This window comes from Enterococcus sp. AZ020 (genome assembly GCF_050499205.1).
GTDB classification, from domain to species: domain Bacteria; phylum Bacillota; class Bacilli; order Lactobacillales; family Enterococcaceae; genus Enterococcus_L; species Enterococcus_L dunnyi.
In genome coordinates this window covers 273,909-294,109 of record NZ_JBIPAT010000001.1, presented here as the reverse complement: position 1 = coordinate 294,109, position 20,201 = coordinate 273,909, and the positions used below count along the sequence as shown (strand labels likewise).

Sequence of the window (20,201 nt, the reverse complement as noted above, 5' to 3'; positions counted from 1 at the left end):
AAGGAGTATGTAATGAACAGAATCGTAAGAAAAGAGAAAAAACTTGTTATTGTCTTTTTAGTGCTTTCGTTTATTGCAAGTACTATTGAAATTTCATTTGCACCAATTATTCAGAGTTTTATCGATGCAATAACTAACAAGGATTTTGGTGTATTTACTCTATCTATCTGGCTTTTTTTTCTTTTTATTGTGTTTAATTTTTTCTTTCATTATATGGCTTCGATTTTAGAGGCAACAATATTAAAAAAAGTCCATCTTACATCAAAAAATCAAGTGATGGAAAATTTACTTGGGCTAAAACCTTCTGAATTTGGAAAGAGTACAATGGGAGAGAAGATAAATATTTTTGAATATGATTTGGAAGTTTATGAACACTATTATTTGGAAAATCTATTTTTAGTTGTTCAAAACATCTTTGTTATTGTAATAGCATTTGCTTATTTACTGTCCGTAAGTGTGTTGGTTACAGGCGTTATTTTGCTGTGTGCAGTCTTATCATTCATCATACCTTCCTTAGCTGGTCGCAAAATAGATTCCTTAACTGAGAACAATTCTAAGCTGAAAAGCACCTACTTAAATGAATTGAAAGAGATTTTTGGTGGTTATGAGGTAATCAAATCATTTAGAGTAGAAAAAAATTTTAATGCTAAGCATTTGACTGCGTTAACTGATTTAGAAACAAATAGTCAAATGTTGAAGATCCAAAATACTCGATTCAATTTGATCATAGGATCAACTCAATATCTAATTCTGATTATTTGTTTTTGCGTAAGCGGTTATTTAGTCATTCAGGGGAGATTGTCTTTAGGTCAAATGGTCGCGATAACACAGATAACAAATATGGTTATACAGCCCTTGCAATTATTAGGTGGAGCTATTGTGGAGATTGCAGGCAGTAAGACAGTCAGAGAAAATTTAGAAAGATATGTCCAAAAGCACCCTAATGATGTAAAGAGTGATGACATTACAACGAATGATTTTTGCTCCTTAGAGCTAAAAGATGTTAGCTATTCTGTAAACGAAACACATTATATTCTACAAACGATAGATTTACTGTTTGAAAAGGGGAAAAAATACGCCATCGTTGGGCACAGTGGCAGTGGAAAAACGACACTGCTAAATATTATAGGACAACTACTGGATGACTATTCAGGAAGTATTTTATATAACGGAAAAGACGTAAAGAGTGAACATCATATTAAATATGATGTTGCATTCGTTCATCAAGATACATTTATATTCAGTGAAACATTAGAAAAAAATATTACACTATTACAAAATTATTCAGACGCGACCATTGAATATGCGATTTCTTTTTCAGAGTTAGAAGAAAAAAGTAAAAAATTAGGGAATACGATTATCAAAGAAACAGGTGTAGAACTTTCTGGTGGTGAAAAACAAAGAATAGCAATCGCTAGATCGGTCGTAAGAAATGCTCCGATTGTTTTGATGGATGAAGTTACTTCTGCGTTGGATTACAAAACTGGAAAAGAAATCACTGAGAAGTTTTTGCTCGATCATGAGAAGACCTTGATATTTGTCACCCATGATCTTAGAAAATCGTTTTTACGTTCAATGGATCAAATTATATGCGTAAAAGATGGAAGAGTGATCGAAAGTGGAACATATATTGATTTATACAACAAGCAAGGCTTCTTTTATGAATTAAGCCATTCTATCTAGCATAAGGAGAAAAACTATGAGCACAATTTTAAAGGTTGACCATCTACATAAAAGATATGGTAAAGCAGTGATTTTAGATAATGTTTCTTTTGAAATCAATCAAGGTGAAATTATTGGATTACTGGGAAGAAATGGTTCAGGAAAGACAACACTCATGAAGGTGATTTTAGGTTTGACTTCATTTGATGCAGGACGGATTACATTTAAAGGAGATTCGGACTACTTAAAGAAATCAAATTTGATGGATGAATTTGGCTATTTGCTAGATTGCAAACTTTTTGAATATTTGAGTGCCTATGACAACTTGTACGTGATCGACAAGTATAAAAAATCTAATAAAAGTAAAAAAGAATTACATGACAAAATAATCGAGTTGTTAGCATTTGCGGATTTACCCAATAACAAAAAAGTGGTCAAAGGCTTTTCCTTTGGGATGAAACAGAGGCTGGGACTAGCCCTTTCATTGCTGGAAGATCCGAAATTCCTAATTTTGGACGAACCATTTGTAGGATTAGATCCTTTGGGGGTTGAAGACTTGCAAAAAACTATTTTTGAGATGCGGGAAAAATATGGCATAACTATTTTGATTTCTTCACATCAATTGTCAGAAATAGAACAAATGTGTGATCGCTATCTTTATATAGAGGATAAGAAGATTCAAAAGGTATCTAAGATAGAAAATAAGCAGATAAAAATTCATTTGAAAACGCCAGCTAGCAAATTGGTTCAAGAATTAGAGCAACAAACCTCACTAAATGGAGATGTATTGATCTTGAACGACGATATTGATTTGTTGAATAAAATATTAAAAATAATTTACTTGAATGGTGGAGCAATCGAAAATATATCTATTGAAAGTGAAGACTTAAACAGTTTGTTTAAGGGGGATAGAGGATGAATAGTATTATTAAAGTCGAAATGTTTAAAATGTTTAAAAGAAGGATTTTTATTGGAATCATTCTTTTAAGTAGCTTTTCTTTAATTTATGCATTAGGAATTTACTTTAAGTGGCAATTTATACTAATCAATGGAAGGTTAGATGTCATTTCTTTTGCAACCAGTATGTGGGCGTTATTAATGATGTTAGGAATACCTTTAGTGCTATTTTCTTTTTTAGGAGCGTCAATTTTAGGTGGAGAAATCAATGAAGGACAAATTCTCCTGGAAATTATTCGAACGAAATCTCGTGAAAAATTAGTAATAGGGAAATTTTTTGCTGTATCATTAGTGCTGATTATTTGCTACATGTTAAATATTGTATTATCAACGTTGTTTTATACTATATTTGTAGCTAATTCTGAACATGGGCAAGGACTACTTATTGATTTTAAAGGATATCATTTACATTTGGTGCTTCAAAGTACAGCAGGAGGCATTTTTTTACTCCTGTTCATTACTGTAGGAATGTTTTTTTCAATAAGCTTTGGCACTTTTAGGGCAGTTATATTTTCTTTGTTACTTTTCGTTGGATTAAAGTTCATTGCAAATGTTGATTCAATCAATAAATGGTTACCAGGCTATTATACTCTTGTAGACGACAGTGATTATTCAAGCCTTGTCATGATTTATCAACTAGTGTTAATAATAGTGTTATCGATTTTAGTACTAATTATGACAATCAGACAGATGAGAAAGAAGGATTTGTAAATACTGTTATTAGGCAATTTCCAAATAAATTCTTAATAAAAGATTCTAACTTTTCAGGATATTGAAGAAAAGTAAATAGAGGTTGAAAATAAGCTGAAGATTTGTTTCAGCTTATTTTTATTGTTCGGAAGAATAAAACTAGGGACAATTATGATGGAACATAATATAAAATACAATAAAAATAACAAAAATACTGAATTTCGGCTATAATAAAAGAAGAAAATAACGCAACAAAGAAAGGAATGGAAGTAGTGAACATCACACAGAAAGATTTTGGCGAATCAACAATTTTGTATTCGCTTACTAATAATAACGGGGTTACGTTATGCGTATCTAATTTAGGTGCACGAATCGTTGATTTGATCGTGCCTGTGTCTGGTGAAAAGCGCAATATCGTATTGGGGTTTGACTCCGCAAAAGAATATATTGAAAAAGATCTATACATCGGTGCGACGGTTGGACGAGTAGCTGGCAGAATTGAAAAAGGACAATTTACAATCAATGATAAGAAATACCAATTACCAGTCGATCCTCTTAGTGGAAATACCCTTCACGGAGGAGCCAAAAGCTTTGAATCACGACTTTGGGAGTCTCGAACAGAAGAAACGGAAGAAAGAATTTCAGTGATTTTTACGTATGAAAGTCCTGATCAAGAGCATGGTTTTCCAGGGGATTTAAAAGCAGAGGTAATATATTCTTTGACGAATGAAGATGAGTGGATCATTGATTATCAGGCAATAACAGATCAGCTGACAATTTATAATCCGACGAACCATGTGTATTTCAATTTGACAGGCGATGTGACAAAAACGGTTGGTGAGCATTCTCTATTTATTGATGCAGATCGTTTTGCAGTGGTAGATGAAGCGACTTCTGTCACAGGAGAACTGCGGAATGTCACGGATACACCTTTTGATTTTAGAAACAATACTGCAATAAAACAAGTTTTTGAGACGAATTATAAACAAAATATGATGGTTGATGGGTTAGATCACCCATTCCTATTAAATCAAACAGGTTTTGAAAAGCCGCAGGCGATCGTCACTTCGCCTAAATCAGATGTATCGATTGAAATGTATACAGATCGTCCAGCTGTTGTTGTTTTTACAGCTCAATTTGGTGAAAATAGTCCAGAAATGAGAGGGACTAAGATGGTCAGCCATGGCGGAATCGCGTTAGAAACCCAAGTGAGCCCTGGTGCTGGTGTTTTTGAGGGTTTTGGTGATATTTCATTATATCCAGATCGTCCATTTCATGGCCGAACTGTCTACAAAATCAAAAGATCATTATAAGGAGTGAAAAAGAATGAAAAAGTTATTAGGTAGTATTGAAGCTGGCGGGACAAAATTTGTATGTGCCGTTGGAACAGATGACCTAGAAATTTTAGAAAGAGTGAGTTTTCCAACGACGACTCCAGAAGAAACAATGGCTTTGGTCATCGGTTTTTTCAAGCAATATGACCTTCAGGCGATCGGTATTGGTTCGTTTGGACCAATCGATATTCATGAGGATTCGCCAACATATGGCCACATCACTTCTACTCCTAAGTTGGCTTGGCAAGGATTTGATTTCGTCGGAAAGATGAAGCAGCATTTCGATCTTCCTATTGCTTGGACGACAGATGTTAATGCTGCAGCTTATGGAGAATACGTGAAAGGGCACGGGATAGGATCATCTAGCTGTGTCTATTATACGATCGGGACAGGTGTAGGGGCTGGTGCTATTCAAAATGGCCATTTCATTGAAGGATTCAGTCATCCTGAGATGGGGCATACAACACTTAGAAGACATTCAGACGATTTATTTGAAGGAAGTTGCCCTTTTCATGGAGACTGTTTGGAAGGAATGGTTGCCGGTCCTGCAATTGAAAAAAGAACAGGAAGCAAAGGACAAGAATTAGAAGAATCCCATCCATTTTGGTCGATCGAAGCGTATTATATCGCTCAGGTAGCCTATAACACAACGCTGATGTTTTCACCTGAAGTTATTATTTTTGGTGGTGGCGTAATGAAGCAGGAACATATGCTGGAAAAGGTTCGTAAAGAGTTTAAAAAACTAGTGAATGGGTATGTGAAAACTCCGCCTTTAGAAGAGTATATCGTTACGCCAGCCTTAGTGGATGATCCGGGTACGATAGGGTGTTTAGCTTTGGCCAAAGAGAAAATAAGATAATCAAAAGGTATGAGGAATAAATGTTTTATCCTATATAAAGATCATGTCTCCCAAAAAAGCTAAATATTTGTGGCAACCCTAAAATGGTGCTATTGTAATAGTGTACTAAAAAATATTAGGAGGGATTTTGACATGGCAGATTTAAATGGACGTTTAGATGATGCAAAGGATAAAGTTGAAGGTACCGCTAAAGAAGTTCAAGGGAAAGTAACCGATGATAAAGGGAAAGAACTTGAAGGCAAAGCGCAATCAACTTTTGCAGATGCAAAAGATAAAGCTCGTGATGCCGGTGATGATATCAAAGACGGTGCTGAAAAGTTAGGCGATAAGATCAAAGAAGGCTTTGAAGATATCAAAGAAAAATTCCACAAACATGATGATAAGTAGTAATTTGAAAAACTAAGAAGCAGTTTTTAACTGACAAAGTTTACTTGTATAACCAAATAATATTGAATAAGGGTGAGGCAAAAGCGTACGATTCGTTTTGTTTTGCCCTTATTTTTGTTGTAAAGCGTAGTCATAAAATCATTGATATGATAAAGTTAAGGGAGTAGAGTGTGGAAGGAAGGGATATGAGTGTTTACTGATTGGTTATTGTCGATGGATGCTTGGCAGCAAGCGTTGGTTGGGACAGGATTTACCTATTTCATGACTGCTTTGGGGGCAGCATTGGTTTTTTTCTTTAAGGAAATAAAAAAAGATATTTTGAATTTGATGCTGGGATTTGCCTCAGGTGTGATGATCGCTGCGAGTTTCTGGTCTTTACTTGACCCGGCAATCAAACAAGCTGAAGAGAACGGCAGTATTGCTTGGCTGGTCGTAAGTTTCGGGTTTGGTTTAGGCGGACTGTTTTTATATATTGCTGATAAGACGTTGCCACATATGCATTTTGGCCCTAATCATGAAAAAGAAGGGTTACCGAGTCATCTAAAACGTACGATTTTACTCGTTTTCTCTATTACATTACATAATATTCCAGAAGGATTAGCAGTCGGAGTAGCCTTTGGCGCAGCCAACTCAGCGGATGATCCAACAAAAGCTGTTTTGGCGGCAGTTTCTGTTGCTCTAGGAATCGGGATTCAAAATTTTCCGGAAGGTGCAGCAGTGTCGATTCCTTTGCGTCAAGAAAATCTAAGTCGCAAAAAAGCCTTTCTGTATGGTCAAGCTTCAGGAATTGTAGAACCGATCGCAGGGATCATCGGAGCTATCTTGGTAACGAAGGTCACCATGCTATTGCCTTATGCACTAGCTTTTGCAGCAGGAGCAATGATTTATGTGGTAGTCGAAGAACTGATTCCGGAAGCGCAGCAAACAGTAACCAGCAGAAGACACTTTGCTGTCTTTGGTGTAATGCTTGGTTTCATCATCATGATGATTTTAGATGTGGCGTTGGGGTAATGGACGGCATCAAAAAAACAAGTGCTTAGGATGAGTATCCAAGCACTTGTTTTTTAGTCATTTTAAAGCACACGCTCAAAAGGATCTAAGCTGATTCCTTTTTCTAAAACGATTTTTGCATATTCTTGTGCAGAAAATAAAGAATGGTCTTTATAATTTCCGCATTCTTTTGCAGAAACAGCAGGAACGAAATCTGTTTCAACAATAAAATTAAGCACGTTTACTAATGCATCGCGAATTTCTTTTGGTGAATGTTCATTCCACATGATCATATAAAAACCAGTGCGGCAGCCCATTGGAGAGATGTCGATGATTCCTTCTAGATAATCACGTAAGTTCACTGCTAATAAGTGCTCCAGTGTATGAACCGCTGCTGTCGGCAATTCATCTTCATTTGGCTGTAAGAAACGTAGGTCGTACTTTTCGATCAGCGCTTCCCCATTTTTTTCTGTACCAGCTAAGCGCACATAAGGGGCTTTTACTGTATTGTGGTCTAATTCAAAACTTTCAACACGTGCCATGGTATTCACTCCTTCAAATTAAGTAAATGTCGCTTTTAACTATAACAAATACGTTTCAAATGTCAATAGATTGACGTAGGGACTTCTTTGACGATGAGTAGAATGAATTATTTCAATAAAATGGAGAAAAATCACTTTACTTCCTATGTAGTAATAGTCGATACTATGGTAAAATGAAAAAAGCAACTTTCTTCAGGAAGACGAGAGGAGATAAATAAGTATGAAAGAAAAGTATAATGTTGCCATAGTAGGAGCAACTGGGGCTGTTGGGACAAAGATGATCGAGATGTTGGCTGATTCAACATTGCCGTTGAACCATGTCAAACTTTTGGCATCGAAACGTTCAGCTGGTAAAGAACTAATGTTTAAAGGGCAGACATTAGTAATCGAAGAATTAGTTCCTGAGTCATTTGAAAATGTTGACATCGCTTTGTTCAGTGCAGGCGGAAGTATCTCTAAACAATTTGCTCCTGAAGCGGTAAAACGCGGAGCAGTGGTTATTGATAATACGAGTCATTTTAGAATGGATCCAGAAGTTCCTCTAGTAGTTCCAGAGGTCAATCCCCACGCATTGAAACGTCACAAAGGAATCATTGCTAATCCAAACTGCTCAACCATCCAATTGATGGTGGCACTTGAGCCGATCCGTAAAGCATATGGCTTAGACCGGTTGATCGTATCGACCTATCAGGCAGTTAGCGGAGCTGGTATCCACGCAATGGAAGAGCTAAAATCACAAGCAGTAGATTATATCAATGGAACACCTGCCGATCAGCTCAAAGCAACGATTTTACCGAGTGGTGGAGATAAAAAACATTATCCGATCGCGTTTAATGCGTTACCGCAGATCGATGTTTTTTCAGATGAGGATTACACATATGAAGAATGGAAAATGATCAATGAAACGAAGAAGATCATGGAAGATGACAGCATCAAAGTTGTTGCGACATGTGTACGGATTCCAGTGTTGTCTGGACATTCAGAATCTGTGTATATCGAAGTCAAAGAAGATGGTGCAGATGTTGCTAAAATCAAGCAATTGATAGCAGAAGCGCCTGGTGCTGTATTACAAGATGATCCAAGTCAGCAAATTTATCCGCAGGCTTTGACAAGTATCGATCGTAAGGAAACTTTTGTTGGACGGATCCGCAAAGATATCGATATCGATAAAGGCTACCATATGTGGGTCGTCTCTGATAACTTGTTAAAAGGTGCAGCGTGGAATTCCGTTCAAATTGCTGAAACATTGCATGCAATGAATTTGGTTGGTGTTGAATAGATCGCTCCAAAAATTGGATCTTTGGGAAATGAGAACTTGTTATTATCTAGCTGCACAGGCTAGCTCTTCGGAAAAAAGATAAAAATAGATGAGACAAAAAGCGTCTCAATCGATTTTTCCTATTTTTCTGTCAGAGCTTGACGAGCCTGTTCCGCATCTATTGTTATCTAGCTGCATGAGCCAGTCTCTCGAGAAAAAGATAAAACCTGAATGAGGCCAAAAGCGCCTCAGTCATGTTTTCCTATTTTCTTGTCGAGACTAAACAGGCTCATTCCGCTTTTGCTGAGAAACACAGTGAATGAAATGAACTGATGTTGAACAGTACAAGACTTTCGAAGAAAGTGTTGATCATTTATGTTATCTAGCTGCACAGGCTAGCTCTTCGGAAAAAAGACAAAAATAGAGTGAGACAGAAAGCGTCTCAATCGATTTTTGCTATTTTTCTGTCAGAGCTTGACAAGCCTGTTCCGCTTTTAAATGTTATCTAGCTGCACAAATCAATCCTTAGGAAAATAGACAAATTGCCAGTGAGACAAGAAGCGTCTCAAAGTCAATTTCCTAATTTTCTACAGGATTAAACGATTTGTTCCGCTTTTAAATTAGGAGGAAGTAAGTATGAATTTAGAAAATGCAACGATCATCACAGCTATGGTCACACCTTTTGACGAAAATGGTGCAATCGATTTTTCTAGATTGCCTCAATTGGTGAATCATCTGCTTGATAATCATACAGAAGGAATAATTTTAGCAGGTACAACAGGAGAGTCACCTACGTTGACCCATGATGAAGAAATTGAATTGTTCAATGAAGTGATTCGTTTAGTCGATGGACGTGTACCGATCATTTGTGGTGTGGGAACCAATGATACACGGGATTCGGTTGAATTTGTGAAGGAAATTTCTGCTATTCGCGGTATCGATGCTGGTTTAGCCGTTGTTCCTTACTACAACAAACCAAATCAAGAAGGACTATACCAACATTTTAAAGCCATTGCTGAAGCGAGTGATTTGCCGATCATTTTGTATAATGTGCCGGGAAGAACAGTAGCAAGCCTTGATGTAGCGACAAGTTTGCGTTTAGCAGAATTAGAAAATATCGTTGCTATCAAAGAATGTTTTGGTTTAGATGCCTTAACTGAGTTGGTCGAGAAAGCGCCAAAAGACTTTTTAGTGTATACTGGAGAAGATTCCTTAGCTTTTTCAAATAAAGCGATAGGTGGACAAGGGGTCATTTCGGTAGCCAGTCATGTTTTTGGTACGGAAATGTATAACATGTATCAAGCGCTGGATCAAGGGGAGTTGAAAAAAGCAGCAGCGATTCAACGGCAATTACTGCCCAAGATGAATGCACTGTTTTCAGTACCATCTCCTGCGCCAGTTAAAGCTGTGTTAAATCATTTAGGCATTGCTGTCGGTGATTTGCGTTTACCTCTTGTATCTTGTACTTCTGAAGAAAAGGCGAAAATTTTAAGCATATTGGATCTATGATCCAGTATGAGAATATAGAGAGGTGAAACTAGTGAGTACAATAAAAATCGTTCCCTTAGGCGGCGTTCGTGAAAATGGTAAAAATATGTACATCGCAGAAGTGGAAGATGAAATTTTTGTGCTGGATTGCGGATTAAAATATCCAGAAAATGAACTGCTGGGGATTGATGTAGTCATTCCTGATTTTACGTATTTGGAAGAAAACATCGATCGCGTTGCCGGGGTTTTCTTAACACACGGACATGCAGATGCGATTGGAGCATTACCATATCTGTTAGCCAAAGTCCATGTACCAGTGTTTGGTACAGAGTTAACGATCGAGTTAGCTAAATTAAACGTGGGGGATCATGCAGAGTCAAAGAACTTTGATGATTTTCACGTAGTTGATGCACATACGGAAATCGATTTTGCGCATGCGACAATCAGCTTTTTTAGAACCACTCATACGATACCAGAGTCGATTGGGATCAACTTAAAAACCAAAGAAGGTAATATTGTTTATACGGGTGATTTCAAATTTGATCAAAGTGCCATACCGATGTATCAAACTGATTTTGGGCGTTTAGCAGAAATCGGAAACGAGGGTGTTCTTGCCTTATTGAGTGATTCGTCAAATGCCGAAAATCCTTCACAAGTTGTTTCTGAACTTCAAATTGCAGATGAAGTATTCGATACGATCCGCTATTGGGAAGGCCGCATCATCGTAGCTTGTGTGGCAAGTAATTTACAGCGTGTACAGCAAATTTTAGATGCTGCCCATCGTTCTGATCGCAAGATCGTCTTGACAGGACAAGATTTTCAACGAATCATCAACACAGCGATCAAGTTGGACAAGTTAAAATTACCAAGTGAAGATTTGATTATCGGTGTAAAAGAAATGAAGAAATATCAAGCGGAACAACTGATCATTCTGGAAACAGGAACGATGGGTGAACCAATCAAATCGCTGCAAAAAATGGCGAATAAAACTCACCGTACCATTAAAATCCAGGAAGGTGATTTAGTTTATATCACGACTACGCCAACAACAGCAATGGAAACAGCTGTAGCTAAAACAGAAGATATCGTTTACCGAGCTGGCGGCGTTGTCAAACAAATCTCAGATAATATGCGTGTGTCTGGTCATGCCAGTCCGACAGATTTGCAGTTGATGTTAAACTTGATCAAACCAAAATATTTTATTCCTGTACAAGGAGAATATCGACAATTAGCAGCACATGCTGATTTAGCTCATGAATTAGGTATTCCATATAAGAATATTTTTATCACAGGGCGTGGAGATATTCTGGAATACACGAAAAAGAAAATGACTGTAGCTGGCAGTACAACTGCTGAAAATATTATGATCGATGGGATCGGTGTCGGTGATATCGGCAATATCGTATTACGTGATCGCCGGATTTTATCTGAAGATGGCATTTTCGTTGCTGTTGTGACGATCAATCGACGTGAAAAACGAATCGTTTCTCCTGCTAAAATTACCTCAAGAGGCTTTGTTTATGTAAAAACAAGCAAAGATTTGATGAAAGAAAGCAGCAATATCGTGACGGAGATCGTTGAAAAACATCTCGAAAGCAGCGATTTTGAGTGGAGTAAATTAAAACAAGATATCCGGGAGCAATTAAGCCGTTACTTGTTTGAACAAACGAAACGCCGTCCGGTGATTTTACCAGTTATTATGGAAGCTACACAAAGAAAAGGACGCAAAGCGTCAAATTAACATCTAACAGAGGTTGAGGCAAAAGTCGCCTAGGTTCGAGCAATTTTTCAAAAATTGCCGAAGAACTTGACTTTTGACCGCTACTTATTACGTTCTAGAGTGCAAAACAAAACTGATTTTTAGTTTTGTCAGGCACTCTTTTCTTTATCATGACCGAATTTTTTACAGATAGACTTTTTTTAGATACAATTAAAGGGATGACGGGAGGGATAGATTTGGAAAAGAAACAAGAAACACGCTGGATCAAATTTCTTGGAGGGAAAAATTTACTATTTACGCTTGTAGCCCTGCTTCTAGTAGGGGCAGTGATTTTCATTTTCCATCAAGTTGGTTTTATCTTCGGTCCGATCGGGGTCGTCTTTAAGACAACTATAGGGCCAACAATTTTAGCATTGATTTTATATTATTTATTTAACCCTGTGGTAAACTGGCTGGAAAAGCATAAGGTAAAACGAGTATATGGTGTATCTGCTATATTTATTGTCCTGATCACATTGTTCGTTATTGGGATTATTTTAGTCGTACCAATCATTCAAAAGCAGGTGGATGGGCTAGTTAAAAGTTTTCCTCAATATATGGATGATCTCAACAAAATGGTTGCAGACTTTTTCCATAATTCCGCTTTTGAAAAACCTTTGGCGAATGCATTAGCGAGTGTACAAAATTGGTTCGACAATGTGTCGGATAAAATCGGCAGTTATTTTTCTAAAGCAGTTGAAGGAGCTTCGACTGTGTTTTCAACATTGACTGGATTTGCACTTGTCATGGTCACGGCACCGATCATCACCTTCTTTTTACTGAAGGATGATCAAAAATTCTTTTCATTCGTATTAAGTATTATTCCACCACGCTTTAGAAAAGATGCGAAAGAGATCGGTGCGACGATGAGCAGTCAAGTAGGTGCCTATTTAAAAGGTCAGATCCTTGTATCGATCGCAATCGGTATTTTGACTTTTATTGGTTTTTGGTTGATCAAAGTTCCTTATTCTGGAACCTTATCGATCATTGTTGGTGTGACAGCTGTGATTCCTTATATTGGTCCAGTGATTGCATTTATTCCAGCTGCGATCGTTGCTTTGATGGTTTCATTCGGAATGTTTATCAAAATGAGTATTGTTTGGATGATCGTCCAAATGCTGAATGGTCATTTAATTGCGCCGCAAGTGATGGGAAAACGTCTTGTTGTGCATCCACTGACCATTGTGATCGTTTTATTAGTGATGGGCGATCTACTCGGCATGTTTGGTCTGATTTTTGGAATTCCGATTTATGCGATTGCTAAAGTACTTGTGACGTACCTATTTCGTAAATTTAAACAGCGCTATAATCAGTATTATGGAGATAGTGGAGAATATGAGGATACAGAGTTTTCTAAAGAAGAATATCTAGATGAATAAACAGAAAAAGTGGATTAGTCAAACGTATGAAAAGAAGAGACTTGTTCACTTTTTCTTTTTAATTGTTCAAATAGAGTTCGTATCTTTTGTAATACAAATTTTTAGGCGGTACAATTTAACTAAGGTAAAAAAATGTGGATTTACGAGGAGAGATGATTATGAGGCGATTAGTAAAAACCTTATTTGGATTGATCGCATTAGTACTTTTCATTGGAACACTGGGCCTGCTTAGTCAAGTGGTTCAAATTCCTTGGTTATCTTCAACAGTTGGGCGTTTTATCGTTGGTCATTTATGGCTATTCTCATTCTTTGAATGGATTTTGTTGATTTTAGGCGGTCTATTGACTCTTATTTTATTGCTTGTTTTATCCGTTTCTGCACGCCGCAAGCGGTTAGTCGTAAAAGATGGATCGAATCGTACGGAAATTCTTAGAAGTACGCTTGTCCAAATTGTGCAAAATGCCTATGATTCAATGATCCATCCAGATAAAACAAAAGTGACTGTCAAGATCAAAGGAAAAGAAAAGGTACTTGTTAAACTGAAGATCGATGTTCGCAGTAAGGAAGACTTTGCACCAATGGCAGATAAAATCAAATGGCAAGTAGAAGAAGCGTTGTCTAAAGCTTTAGAATCGATCGAAAGTAGAGTGATCGTTACTGTAAAAGAAAAGGCTCCTACAGATTCTGCTTCTTTTGGAAAAAAACATTCACGAGTCGTTTAGGAGGGAAAAATGATGGATCAAAAACAAAAAGAAGAGTGGTTCAAACAACTTAAACCGTACCGCTTTAGAATTATTTGGACAACCTTGTTTTTCCTATTGGCAATACTTTTTCTTTGGATCGGCTTTGGGAAAACCTTGGTTTTGTTGATTTTTGGTACAGTAGGTTATCTTATCGGTAAAATGCGGGATGAAGACTTAGATATCTATTCCTTGATCGATGCAGTACGCGGAATGATAGGAATTTAAACAAAAAAATTTTGAGAGGAGAAAATAAAAATGACAGAAGAAATGAAAGAAACTGTAGGTGGATTAAAATCTAAGCTGACTTTTGATGACGTAGTGATCAAAAAAATCGTAGGTGTTGTTATTTCAGATATCGACGGTATATTAGGCTTGAGTGGGAACTTGTTCACGGACTTTGCGGAACGTTTTAGAGATAATGAAGACTTAACAAAAGGTATTGATGTCGAGATTGGAACAAAACAAGTAGCCGTTGATGTTTCTGTTATTTGTCAGTATGATGTTGATATTTCTATGTTATTCGACAAAACGGTTGAGAAGATCAAAGAAGCTATCCATTATATGACTGGATTGGATCTTGTGGAATTCAATATGAATGTCGGTGATGTCATGACCAAAGAACAATACTTGGAAAAGTATCGAGGAAAAGATGCTACTGATGCTGCAAAAGCTGCAAACTAAATTAAGCTAATGATGTGACAAAACGTGTGGAACCTAGAAAATTCAGGTTCCACACGTTTTTTTGTTAAAAAATAATGTGCTCGATCGCTAAAAGATCTTGTTTGATGCTTAATCCATCTTGTTGTGCGCTACCTAAGTAGCCTGTCAGTTTGCCGTTCTTTCCGATTACACGATGACAGGGAATAATGATTGGAAGTGGGTTTTTACTATTCGCTTGTCCTATTGCACGAACGGCTTTTGGAGAATCTACTGCAATAGCGATATCTAAATAACTGCGCGTTTCACCATATGGAATCCTAGTGAGAGCTTGCCAAACCTTTTGTTGAAAGACTGTGCCAGTTTGAATCGATAAAGGAACGTCAAAGGATGTTCGCTTTCCTGAAAAATAGTCAGCCAATTCATCTGCCGCTTGTCGTGTATATCGATTGTCATGGTGATCTGTCAGTTCAGTAAAAGAAATATTTGTCAGGCCTTGATCATTCGCATCGAGCCAAATGAAACCAAAAGGTGCTTGTACTTTCATTTCGAGCCTCCTGTATTTTCATTGTTACTTTATTATACTTCATTGATAAATATTTGAATACCAATCAACCTATCTCTTATGAGATGGGAGCTTTTTTGTTCGATCTCTATTTTTATATCTTACATTATGTGTTAAAATGTATTGTACATCATGTTGTTTCAGAAAGTGAGGAGAATTAGTGAAGAAATTGTCTGTAATATTAGTAGTTATAATATGTTTAATTAGTCTGAGTAGTTGTAAAACAGAAAAAAAAGAGGAGGCTACAGACTTGTTTTTAAAGACTTGGGAAGGCAAAGGAGAAGACTCGAGATATGAATTGAGTCTTGCCAAATCGGAAAATAGACATATCATCGCAGAATTGTTGGAAAATAATGTGCAGAAGTATAAGTACATTTGCGTTATAGATACAGTTACTAAAGATACCTTAATTCTCAAATATGAAAAAATAGTTTTAACATTCAAGCTATCAGATAATGAAATGATATATACAAAAAGCATTGATGGAACTGAAGGTATTGAGGGGACTAGCAAACCAATTCAATTTTACAAATAAATTACTTTTAGATATTATTAATTTAATATTAGAAATAATTTAAATACTATTAGTGAGGATTTTTATATGAAGAAAATAATTTTGTCAATGTTGCTTTTATTTGGAGCAGTTTCATTTCAAAATGTAACTGCAAACGCTACCGAAGGTGCAGATGTCATTGTTCAAACTGAATCCGTATCAGGAGAAGTAGATCAATTTGCGAAAAACGATTTTGGGCTCGCGCTAACATCAATATTGTTTTTAGAAAGCAATAATACAAATGCATCTGATTATTCATTGGGATCAGCTTTTTCAATGTTTGACGGAGAAAAAACAGAAAAAGGTACTGTTTATTACCCGGTGTATCTAGATGAAAAGCTAGAATTTCTTTATTCAGTACGTAAAAACGAACTTGGAGAATACGTTTCGTCGGTTACTCGTTTTTTAGTAAATGAGATGAATATTGCAATTGATTCTGCTAACGGTGAACCTATTTCTTTTTTTGTAAAAGAAGATGATATTTTTTACAGAGTTAATGATACAATTGAAAAGATTTTTGAAGCTCCTAGAGATGAATTTTCAAGCAAAAAAAGTGACACTACCGAACTTACAATAGAAGATGCCAATGAGGTATTACAATCAACAGAGAATAATATTGAGGAAAAGAATGTATCTGAGCAAACAGATTTTGTGGAACAAGCTAATATATCAAAGGGATCCAAACTAACACGTTCAAGTGTGAGTACAGCAAAAAATTACGCAATGATAAATTGGAAAATCAATGAAACACAAAGTGATCTTCCTTGGTGTGCGGGTTATGTTACAGCGGCTATTTTGAGTAATAAAGTTGATGCTAGACCTACACGGGCTGTTGATATAGCAAACTATTCATTTCCTAAATTAACGGCTAAACAACGTGAAAACCAAGGTATTAGTCCAGAAAATGTACTAGCTTATGCAAATTATAGAAAAACATATCCGAAATGGGTAGAAAACACAGTATCGCATAGCGTAGTAGAGAGTAATTTACGTAAAGGTAATGCTTTATACATTGGTGGAATTGGTTATGGGGATTCCAATAAATCCAGACACGCATTTGCTTTATATGGGTGGGTTGATAGTGAGAATCCAAACGGCGGAAAACCCTATAGAGTTTATTATATCTGGAATCCTTGGTGGAATTATCCGATGACAGTTCAAGGTAATACTCTTCCAATGACAATTCCTGTTCCAGGTGGAGGGTACACTTGGTACAGAACTATCTATAATTTTTAATATGAATGATTTAAAAAGGACCTCAAACATTGAAGTCCTTTTTTGTTTGGTTGCAAAAATCACTCAATTATTGTTAAATAATTGGAATAAGTAAAAAAAGTTATTCGGTGATTTAAATTCATTTTTTGAATCCCCTTTGAATACCATATCAAAAGAAAACTATAAATAGTGAAAATATCCGAAAACTGCGGTACAGTATCAATTAGATGAACAAAAGAGAATTAGAGGAAGTTGCAATATACTTCAAGTCTAAATATGGTACTATACTTTTATATACTGAATTTTGGAGGTGCTATGATGGAAGAAATCGTCATCTTTCACACAAATGATCTACATTCCCACCTAGAAAACTGGCCAAAGATCAGACGTTATCTGACGAGTCAAAAAGAGAAGTATCTCCGTACAGGAAAAACAGTTCTAACAGTTGATCTTGGGGATTTTGTCGATCGTTGGCACCCACTGACTGAGGCGACTGATGGGCAGGCAAACATTGAGCTGATGAATACGATCGGCTATGATGCAGCAACGATCGGGAATAATGAAGGCGTAGGGAATTCTAAAGAACAGCTGAATCATTTGTATGATCATCGAAATTTCGATGTGCTGCTGGCAAATTTACAAGATAAAGAAACCGGGGAAACTCCGGAGTGGTCTGAGCCATTCAAACTCATAGAAACAGCAGGTAATATTAAAATTGGACTTATTGCTTTAACGGCTCCTTTTCCTTTGACTTATGAACCGAATGGCTGGACGATCCATACTGCTAAATCAGTTTTGCCATCGTTACTTACAAAGGTCCGTCCCTCGTGTGATATTTTGATCTTGATGAGCCATCTAGGGATTGATGAAGATATCAGGCTGGCCAATGAATTTCCAGAAATCGATATTTTATTAGGCTCACATACACATCATTTATTTAGGCATGGAGAAAAAATCAATCAGACACAATTATCCGCAGCAGGGAAATTCGGGCATTATATTGGAGAGGTCCATGTAACAGTGGAACAAAACAAGATCGTTCATAGTACAGCAAAAGCCTTACCGACAGCGGATCTACCGGAAGAAGTAGAGGATCAAAAAGAAATTCAGGATTACTTGACATTAGGACACCAGCTATTACAGGCAGAGCAGCTCGCCGAGATTCCATACTCACTCTCTATCGACCTAAATACAGAACATTCATTGATGACGACAGCTTTAAACGCATTAAAAGAAAAAGGCGGAACAGAGGCTGCTGTATTGAATAATGGTCTATTTTTGACAGATATACCAAAAGGAATCGTTGACAAAGATCAGTTGCATGAAAGCTTACCGCATCCTATGCATTTGATTCGAGTGACTCTTTCAGGTGCTGATTTTGTTCGGATGCTTCAAGAAATGGAGAAAAACCGACATTATTTACGTAAATTTCCTATTTCTGGAATGGGTTTTCGCGGAAAGGTTTTCGGGGAATTATATTATGATGGTTTTTCTTATGATAAACAAACGCGACAAGGCTTTTGGCAAAATCGACCAATTGATCCACAAAAAAATTATACGTTTACGACAGTCGATCATTTTATGTTTATCCCATTTTTCCCAACCATCGAAATAGCTGGAGAAATTGAATTTATCTTCCCAGAATTTTTGCGAACGGTTTTGGGAGACTACTTAGCTGCCCACTATCCAATCCAGTAAAAACAAGGTATAATAAAAATCAGGTGGTGTAAATATGACAGAAAAAACAAAGAAACCATACAAGTCGGCAAAGCCGGTAAAGCATAAAGAAGAAGCAACCTTAACCGATGAACTTACAGCAGTTCTCGAAGAGATAAAAGAAGAACCAGTTAAAGAAAAGAAAAAAGGCGAGATCGTAACGCTTATCGACGATGATCATTTAACGATCGGAGATCGTCAATATCAACTGGTCAAGAACCATCGTGAAGCGTTCGACAGTGAGCGTTTAGGTGAACGATTCAGTGATGTTTTGTCAAAATATGACTATATCGTTGGCGATTGGGGCTATGATCAGCTACGATTAAAAGGGTTCTTTAGTGATTCAAATCGTAAAGCTGCACCAGAGCAGCGCATCGATACCTTAGAGGATTATCTTTATGAGTATTGCAATTTCGGCTGCGCTTATTTTGTGATCGAACGCATCGGCGGAAAAAGAGAAAAACAACAAACACGTCGTAAAAAGAACAATAAAAAACCTGCAAATAAAAATCAGGCACATACAGAAGAAAAACGCACACCAGTGCCAAATAAAACCAAACCAGTGATCAAAAACCGTAAAGAAAATGAACAGAAAAAAACAACGGTCGGTAAACAAGAAAGTACTGGCAGTCAAGGCCGTTCATTTACGATTCGTCAACGTGAGGAGTAATCATTTGTGGAAAAACATTACAAAGGCTATTTAATTGATTTAGATGGTACGATTTATCTTGGAAAAGAAGTGATCCCAGCCGGTAAACGTTTTGTAGAACGATTACAAGAGCTAAACTTACCATTTCTTTTCGTCACAAACAATACAACAAAAGCACCACAAGCGGTCGTGGACCGATTAGCACAGGAATTCGATATTCATGTGCCGATCGAAACAGTCTATACGGCTAGTCTTGCGACGATCGATTATATGAAGGAGCAGAAAAAAGGTCAGCGAGTCTACGTCATCGGAGAATCAGGCTTAGTTGATTTGATTTTAGCAGCTGGATTTATCTGGGATGAAAAAACACCAGATTATGTAATTGTTGGGTTGGATACTGAAATTACCTATGAAAAATTTGCTATCGCTGCACTTGCTATTCGAAATGGCGCCGTCTTTATAGGAACAAATCCGGATAAAAGTATCCCGACAGAACGTGGTTTATTACCTGGAGCAGGCTCATTTATTTCATTGGTTGCTACAGCTACCCAAACGACACCGGTCATGATCGGGAAACCAAATAAGATCATTATGAATGAGTCACTGAAAGTATTGGGGCTTGAGAAAGAAGAAGTGATCATGGTTGGTGACAACTATGAAACAGATATTCAGTCAGGTCTTCAAAATGGCATCGATAGCTTACTTGTGTTATCAGGTTTTACTCCAAAAGAAGCTGTTCCTGATCTACCAGCAAAACCAACGTATATTTTAAATTCGTTAGATGAATGGACGTTTTGA

21 protein-coding genes are annotated in these 20,201 nt (G+C 36.9%); 19 read left to right on the top strand and 2 right to left on the bottom strand.

Annotated elements, in window-relative coordinates; translation table 11 throughout:
• The first annotated feature begins 12 nt into the window (after window positions 1–12).
• The 7 genes from IGI58_RS01455 to IGI58_RS01425 all read left to right on the top strand — a co-directional run bounded on the left by IGI58_RS01455 (window position 13) and on the right by IGI58_RS01425 (window position 6,900).
• Window positions 13–1,683 (top strand): ABC transporter ATP-binding protein, encoded by a 1,671-nt coding sequence (locus IGI58_RS01455; RefSeq protein ID WP_429954869.1) that lies wholly within the window; start codon window positions 13–15, stop codon window positions 1,681–1,683.
• 16 nt (window positions 1,684–1,699) lie between these two features.
• Entirely contained in the window at window positions 1,700–2,581 is an 882-nt protein-coding gene (locus IGI58_RS01450) for an ABC transporter ATP-binding protein (protein WP_429954871.1), read from the top strand.
• Window positions 2,578–3,330, top strand: coding sequence for an ABC transporter permease (locus tag IGI58_RS01445; protein ID WP_429954873.1), 753 nt, complete (start codon window positions 2,578–2,580; stop codon window positions 3,328–3,330). The genes IGI58_RS01450 and IGI58_RS01445 overlap by 4 nt, the downstream gene beginning before the upstream one ends.
• A 242-nt stretch (window positions 3,331–3,572) precedes the next feature.
• Window positions 3,573–4,622, top strand: coding sequence for an aldose epimerase family protein (locus IGI58_RS01440; RefSeq protein ID WP_429954875.1), 1,050 nt, complete (start codon window positions 3,573–3,575; stop codon window positions 4,620–4,622).
• Window positions 4,623–4,635: 13 nt separating this feature from the next.
• Window positions 4,636–5,502: a fructokinase ScrK gene (gene scrK, locus IGI58_RS01435; protein ID WP_429954877.1), complete on the top strand. Its 867-nt coding sequence runs from the start codon at window positions 4,636–4,638 to the stop codon at window positions 5,500–5,502.
• Window positions 5,503–5,634: 132 nt separating this feature from the next.
• Window positions 5,635–5,889, top strand: coding sequence for a YtxH domain-containing protein (locus IGI58_RS01430; RefSeq protein ID WP_087641404.1), 255 nt, complete (start codon window positions 5,635–5,637; stop codon window positions 5,887–5,889).
• A gap of 213 nt (window positions 5,890–6,102) precedes the next feature.
• Window positions 6,103–6,900, top strand: a complete 798-nt coding sequence (locus tag IGI58_RS01425) for a ZIP family metal transporter (protein WP_225534510.1) — start codon at window positions 6,103–6,105, stop codon at window positions 6,898–6,900.
• Between the two features lie 62 nt (window positions 6,901–6,962).
• Here IGI58_RS01425 and IGI58_RS01420 read toward each other — a convergent pair whose 3' ends face one another.
• Window positions 6,963–7,421, bottom strand: a complete 459-nt coding sequence (locus IGI58_RS01420; RefSeq protein WP_429954879.1) for an S-ribosylhomocysteine lyase — start codon at window positions 7,419–7,421, stop codon at window positions 6,963–6,965.
• 220 nt (window positions 7,422–7,641) lie between these two features.
• On the opposite strand from IGI58_RS01420, the gene IGI58_RS01415 reads away from it, so the two are divergent.
• The 7 genes from IGI58_RS01415 (at window position 7,642) to IGI58_RS01385 (ending at window position 14,729) form a co-directional block, all read left to right on the top strand.
• The gene (locus tag IGI58_RS01415; protein ID WP_429954881.1) at window positions 7,642–8,700 is read left to right on the top strand and encodes an aspartate-semialdehyde dehydrogenase; all 1,059 of its coding nucleotides are present in this window, start codon (window positions 7,642–7,644) and stop codon (window positions 8,698–8,700) included.
• Between the two features lie 615 nt (window positions 8,701–9,315).
• Entirely contained in the window at window positions 9,316–10,188 is an 873-nt protein-coding gene (dapA, locus tag IGI58_RS01410; protein ID WP_225534414.1) for a 4-hydroxy-tetrahydrodipicolinate synthase, read from the top strand.
• A gap of 31 nt (window positions 10,189–10,219) precedes the next feature.
• Complete coding sequence (locus IGI58_RS01405; RefSeq protein ID WP_225534415.1) at window positions 10,220–11,908, top strand: ribonuclease J; 1,689 nt, start codon at window positions 10,220–10,222, stop codon at window positions 11,906–11,908.
• Between the two features lie 215 nt (window positions 11,909–12,123).
• Window positions 12,124–13,305 carry an AI-2E family transporter gene (locus tag IGI58_RS01400; protein WP_429954883.1) on the top strand — a complete coding sequence of 394 codons (1,182 nt, stop codon included), beginning with the start codon at window positions 12,124–12,126 and terminating at the stop codon, window positions 13,303–13,305.
• A gap of 158 nt (window positions 13,306–13,463) precedes the next feature.
• On the top strand, window positions 13,464–14,027 hold the full coding sequence (gene amaP, locus IGI58_RS01395; RefSeq protein ID WP_429954885.1) for an alkaline shock response membrane anchor protein AmaP: 564 nt from the start codon (window positions 13,464–13,466) through the stop codon (window positions 14,025–14,027).
• 12 nt (window positions 14,028–14,039) lie between these two features.
• Complete coding sequence (locus IGI58_RS01390) at window positions 14,040–14,273, top strand: DUF2273 domain-containing protein (protein ID WP_225534418.1); 234 nt, start codon at window positions 14,040–14,042, stop codon at window positions 14,271–14,273.
• A 30-nt stretch (window positions 14,274–14,303) separates the two neighbouring features.
• Window positions 14,304–14,729: an Asp23/Gls24 family envelope stress response protein gene (locus tag IGI58_RS01385; protein WP_429954889.1), complete on the top strand. Its 426-nt coding sequence runs from the start codon at window positions 14,304–14,306 to the stop codon at window positions 14,727–14,729.
• 64 nt (window positions 14,730–14,793) lie between these two features.
• On the opposite strand, the gene IGI58_RS01380 is transcribed toward IGI58_RS01385, so the two are convergent.
• Window positions 14,794–15,252 carry a methylated-DNA--[protein]-cysteine S-methyltransferase gene (locus tag IGI58_RS01380; protein WP_429954891.1) on the bottom strand — a complete coding sequence of 153 codons (459 nt, stop codon included), beginning with the start codon at window positions 15,250–15,252 and terminating at the stop codon, window positions 14,794–14,796.
• A gap of 178 nt (window positions 15,253–15,430) precedes the next feature.
• Between IGI58_RS01380 and IGI58_RS01375 the strand changes: the two genes are divergently transcribed.
• The 5 genes from IGI58_RS01375 to IGI58_RS01355 all read left to right on the top strand — a co-directional run bounded on the left by IGI58_RS01375 (window position 15,431) and on the right by IGI58_RS01355 (window position 20,201).
• Window positions 15,431–15,805 carry a hypothetical protein gene (locus tag IGI58_RS01375; RefSeq protein ID WP_429954893.1) on the top strand — a complete coding sequence of 125 codons (375 nt, stop codon included), beginning with the start codon at window positions 15,431–15,433 and terminating at the stop codon, window positions 15,803–15,805.
• Window positions 15,806–15,871: 66 nt separating this feature from the next.
• Window positions 15,872–17,059: a C47 family peptidase gene (locus IGI58_RS01370; protein ID WP_429954895.1), complete on the top strand. Its 1,188-nt coding sequence runs from the start codon at window positions 15,872–15,874 to the stop codon at window positions 17,057–17,059.
• 297 nt (window positions 17,060–17,356) lie between these two features.
• Complete coding sequence (locus tag IGI58_RS01365) at window positions 17,357–18,736, top strand: bifunctional metallophosphatase/5'-nucleotidase (RefSeq protein ID WP_429954897.1); 1,380 nt, start codon at window positions 17,357–17,359, stop codon at window positions 18,734–18,736.
• A 34-nt stretch (window positions 18,737–18,770) separates the two neighbouring features.
• Window positions 18,771–19,424, top strand: a complete 654-nt coding sequence (locus tag IGI58_RS01360) for a YutD family protein (RefSeq protein ID WP_087641416.1) — start codon at window positions 18,771–18,773, stop codon at window positions 19,422–19,424.
• 6 nt (window positions 19,425–19,430) lie between these two features.
• The gene (locus tag IGI58_RS01355; protein ID WP_429954899.1) at window positions 19,431–20,201 is read left to right on the top strand and encodes a TIGR01457 family HAD-type hydrolase; all 771 of its coding nucleotides are present in this window, start codon (window positions 19,431–19,433) and stop codon (window positions 20,199–20,201) included.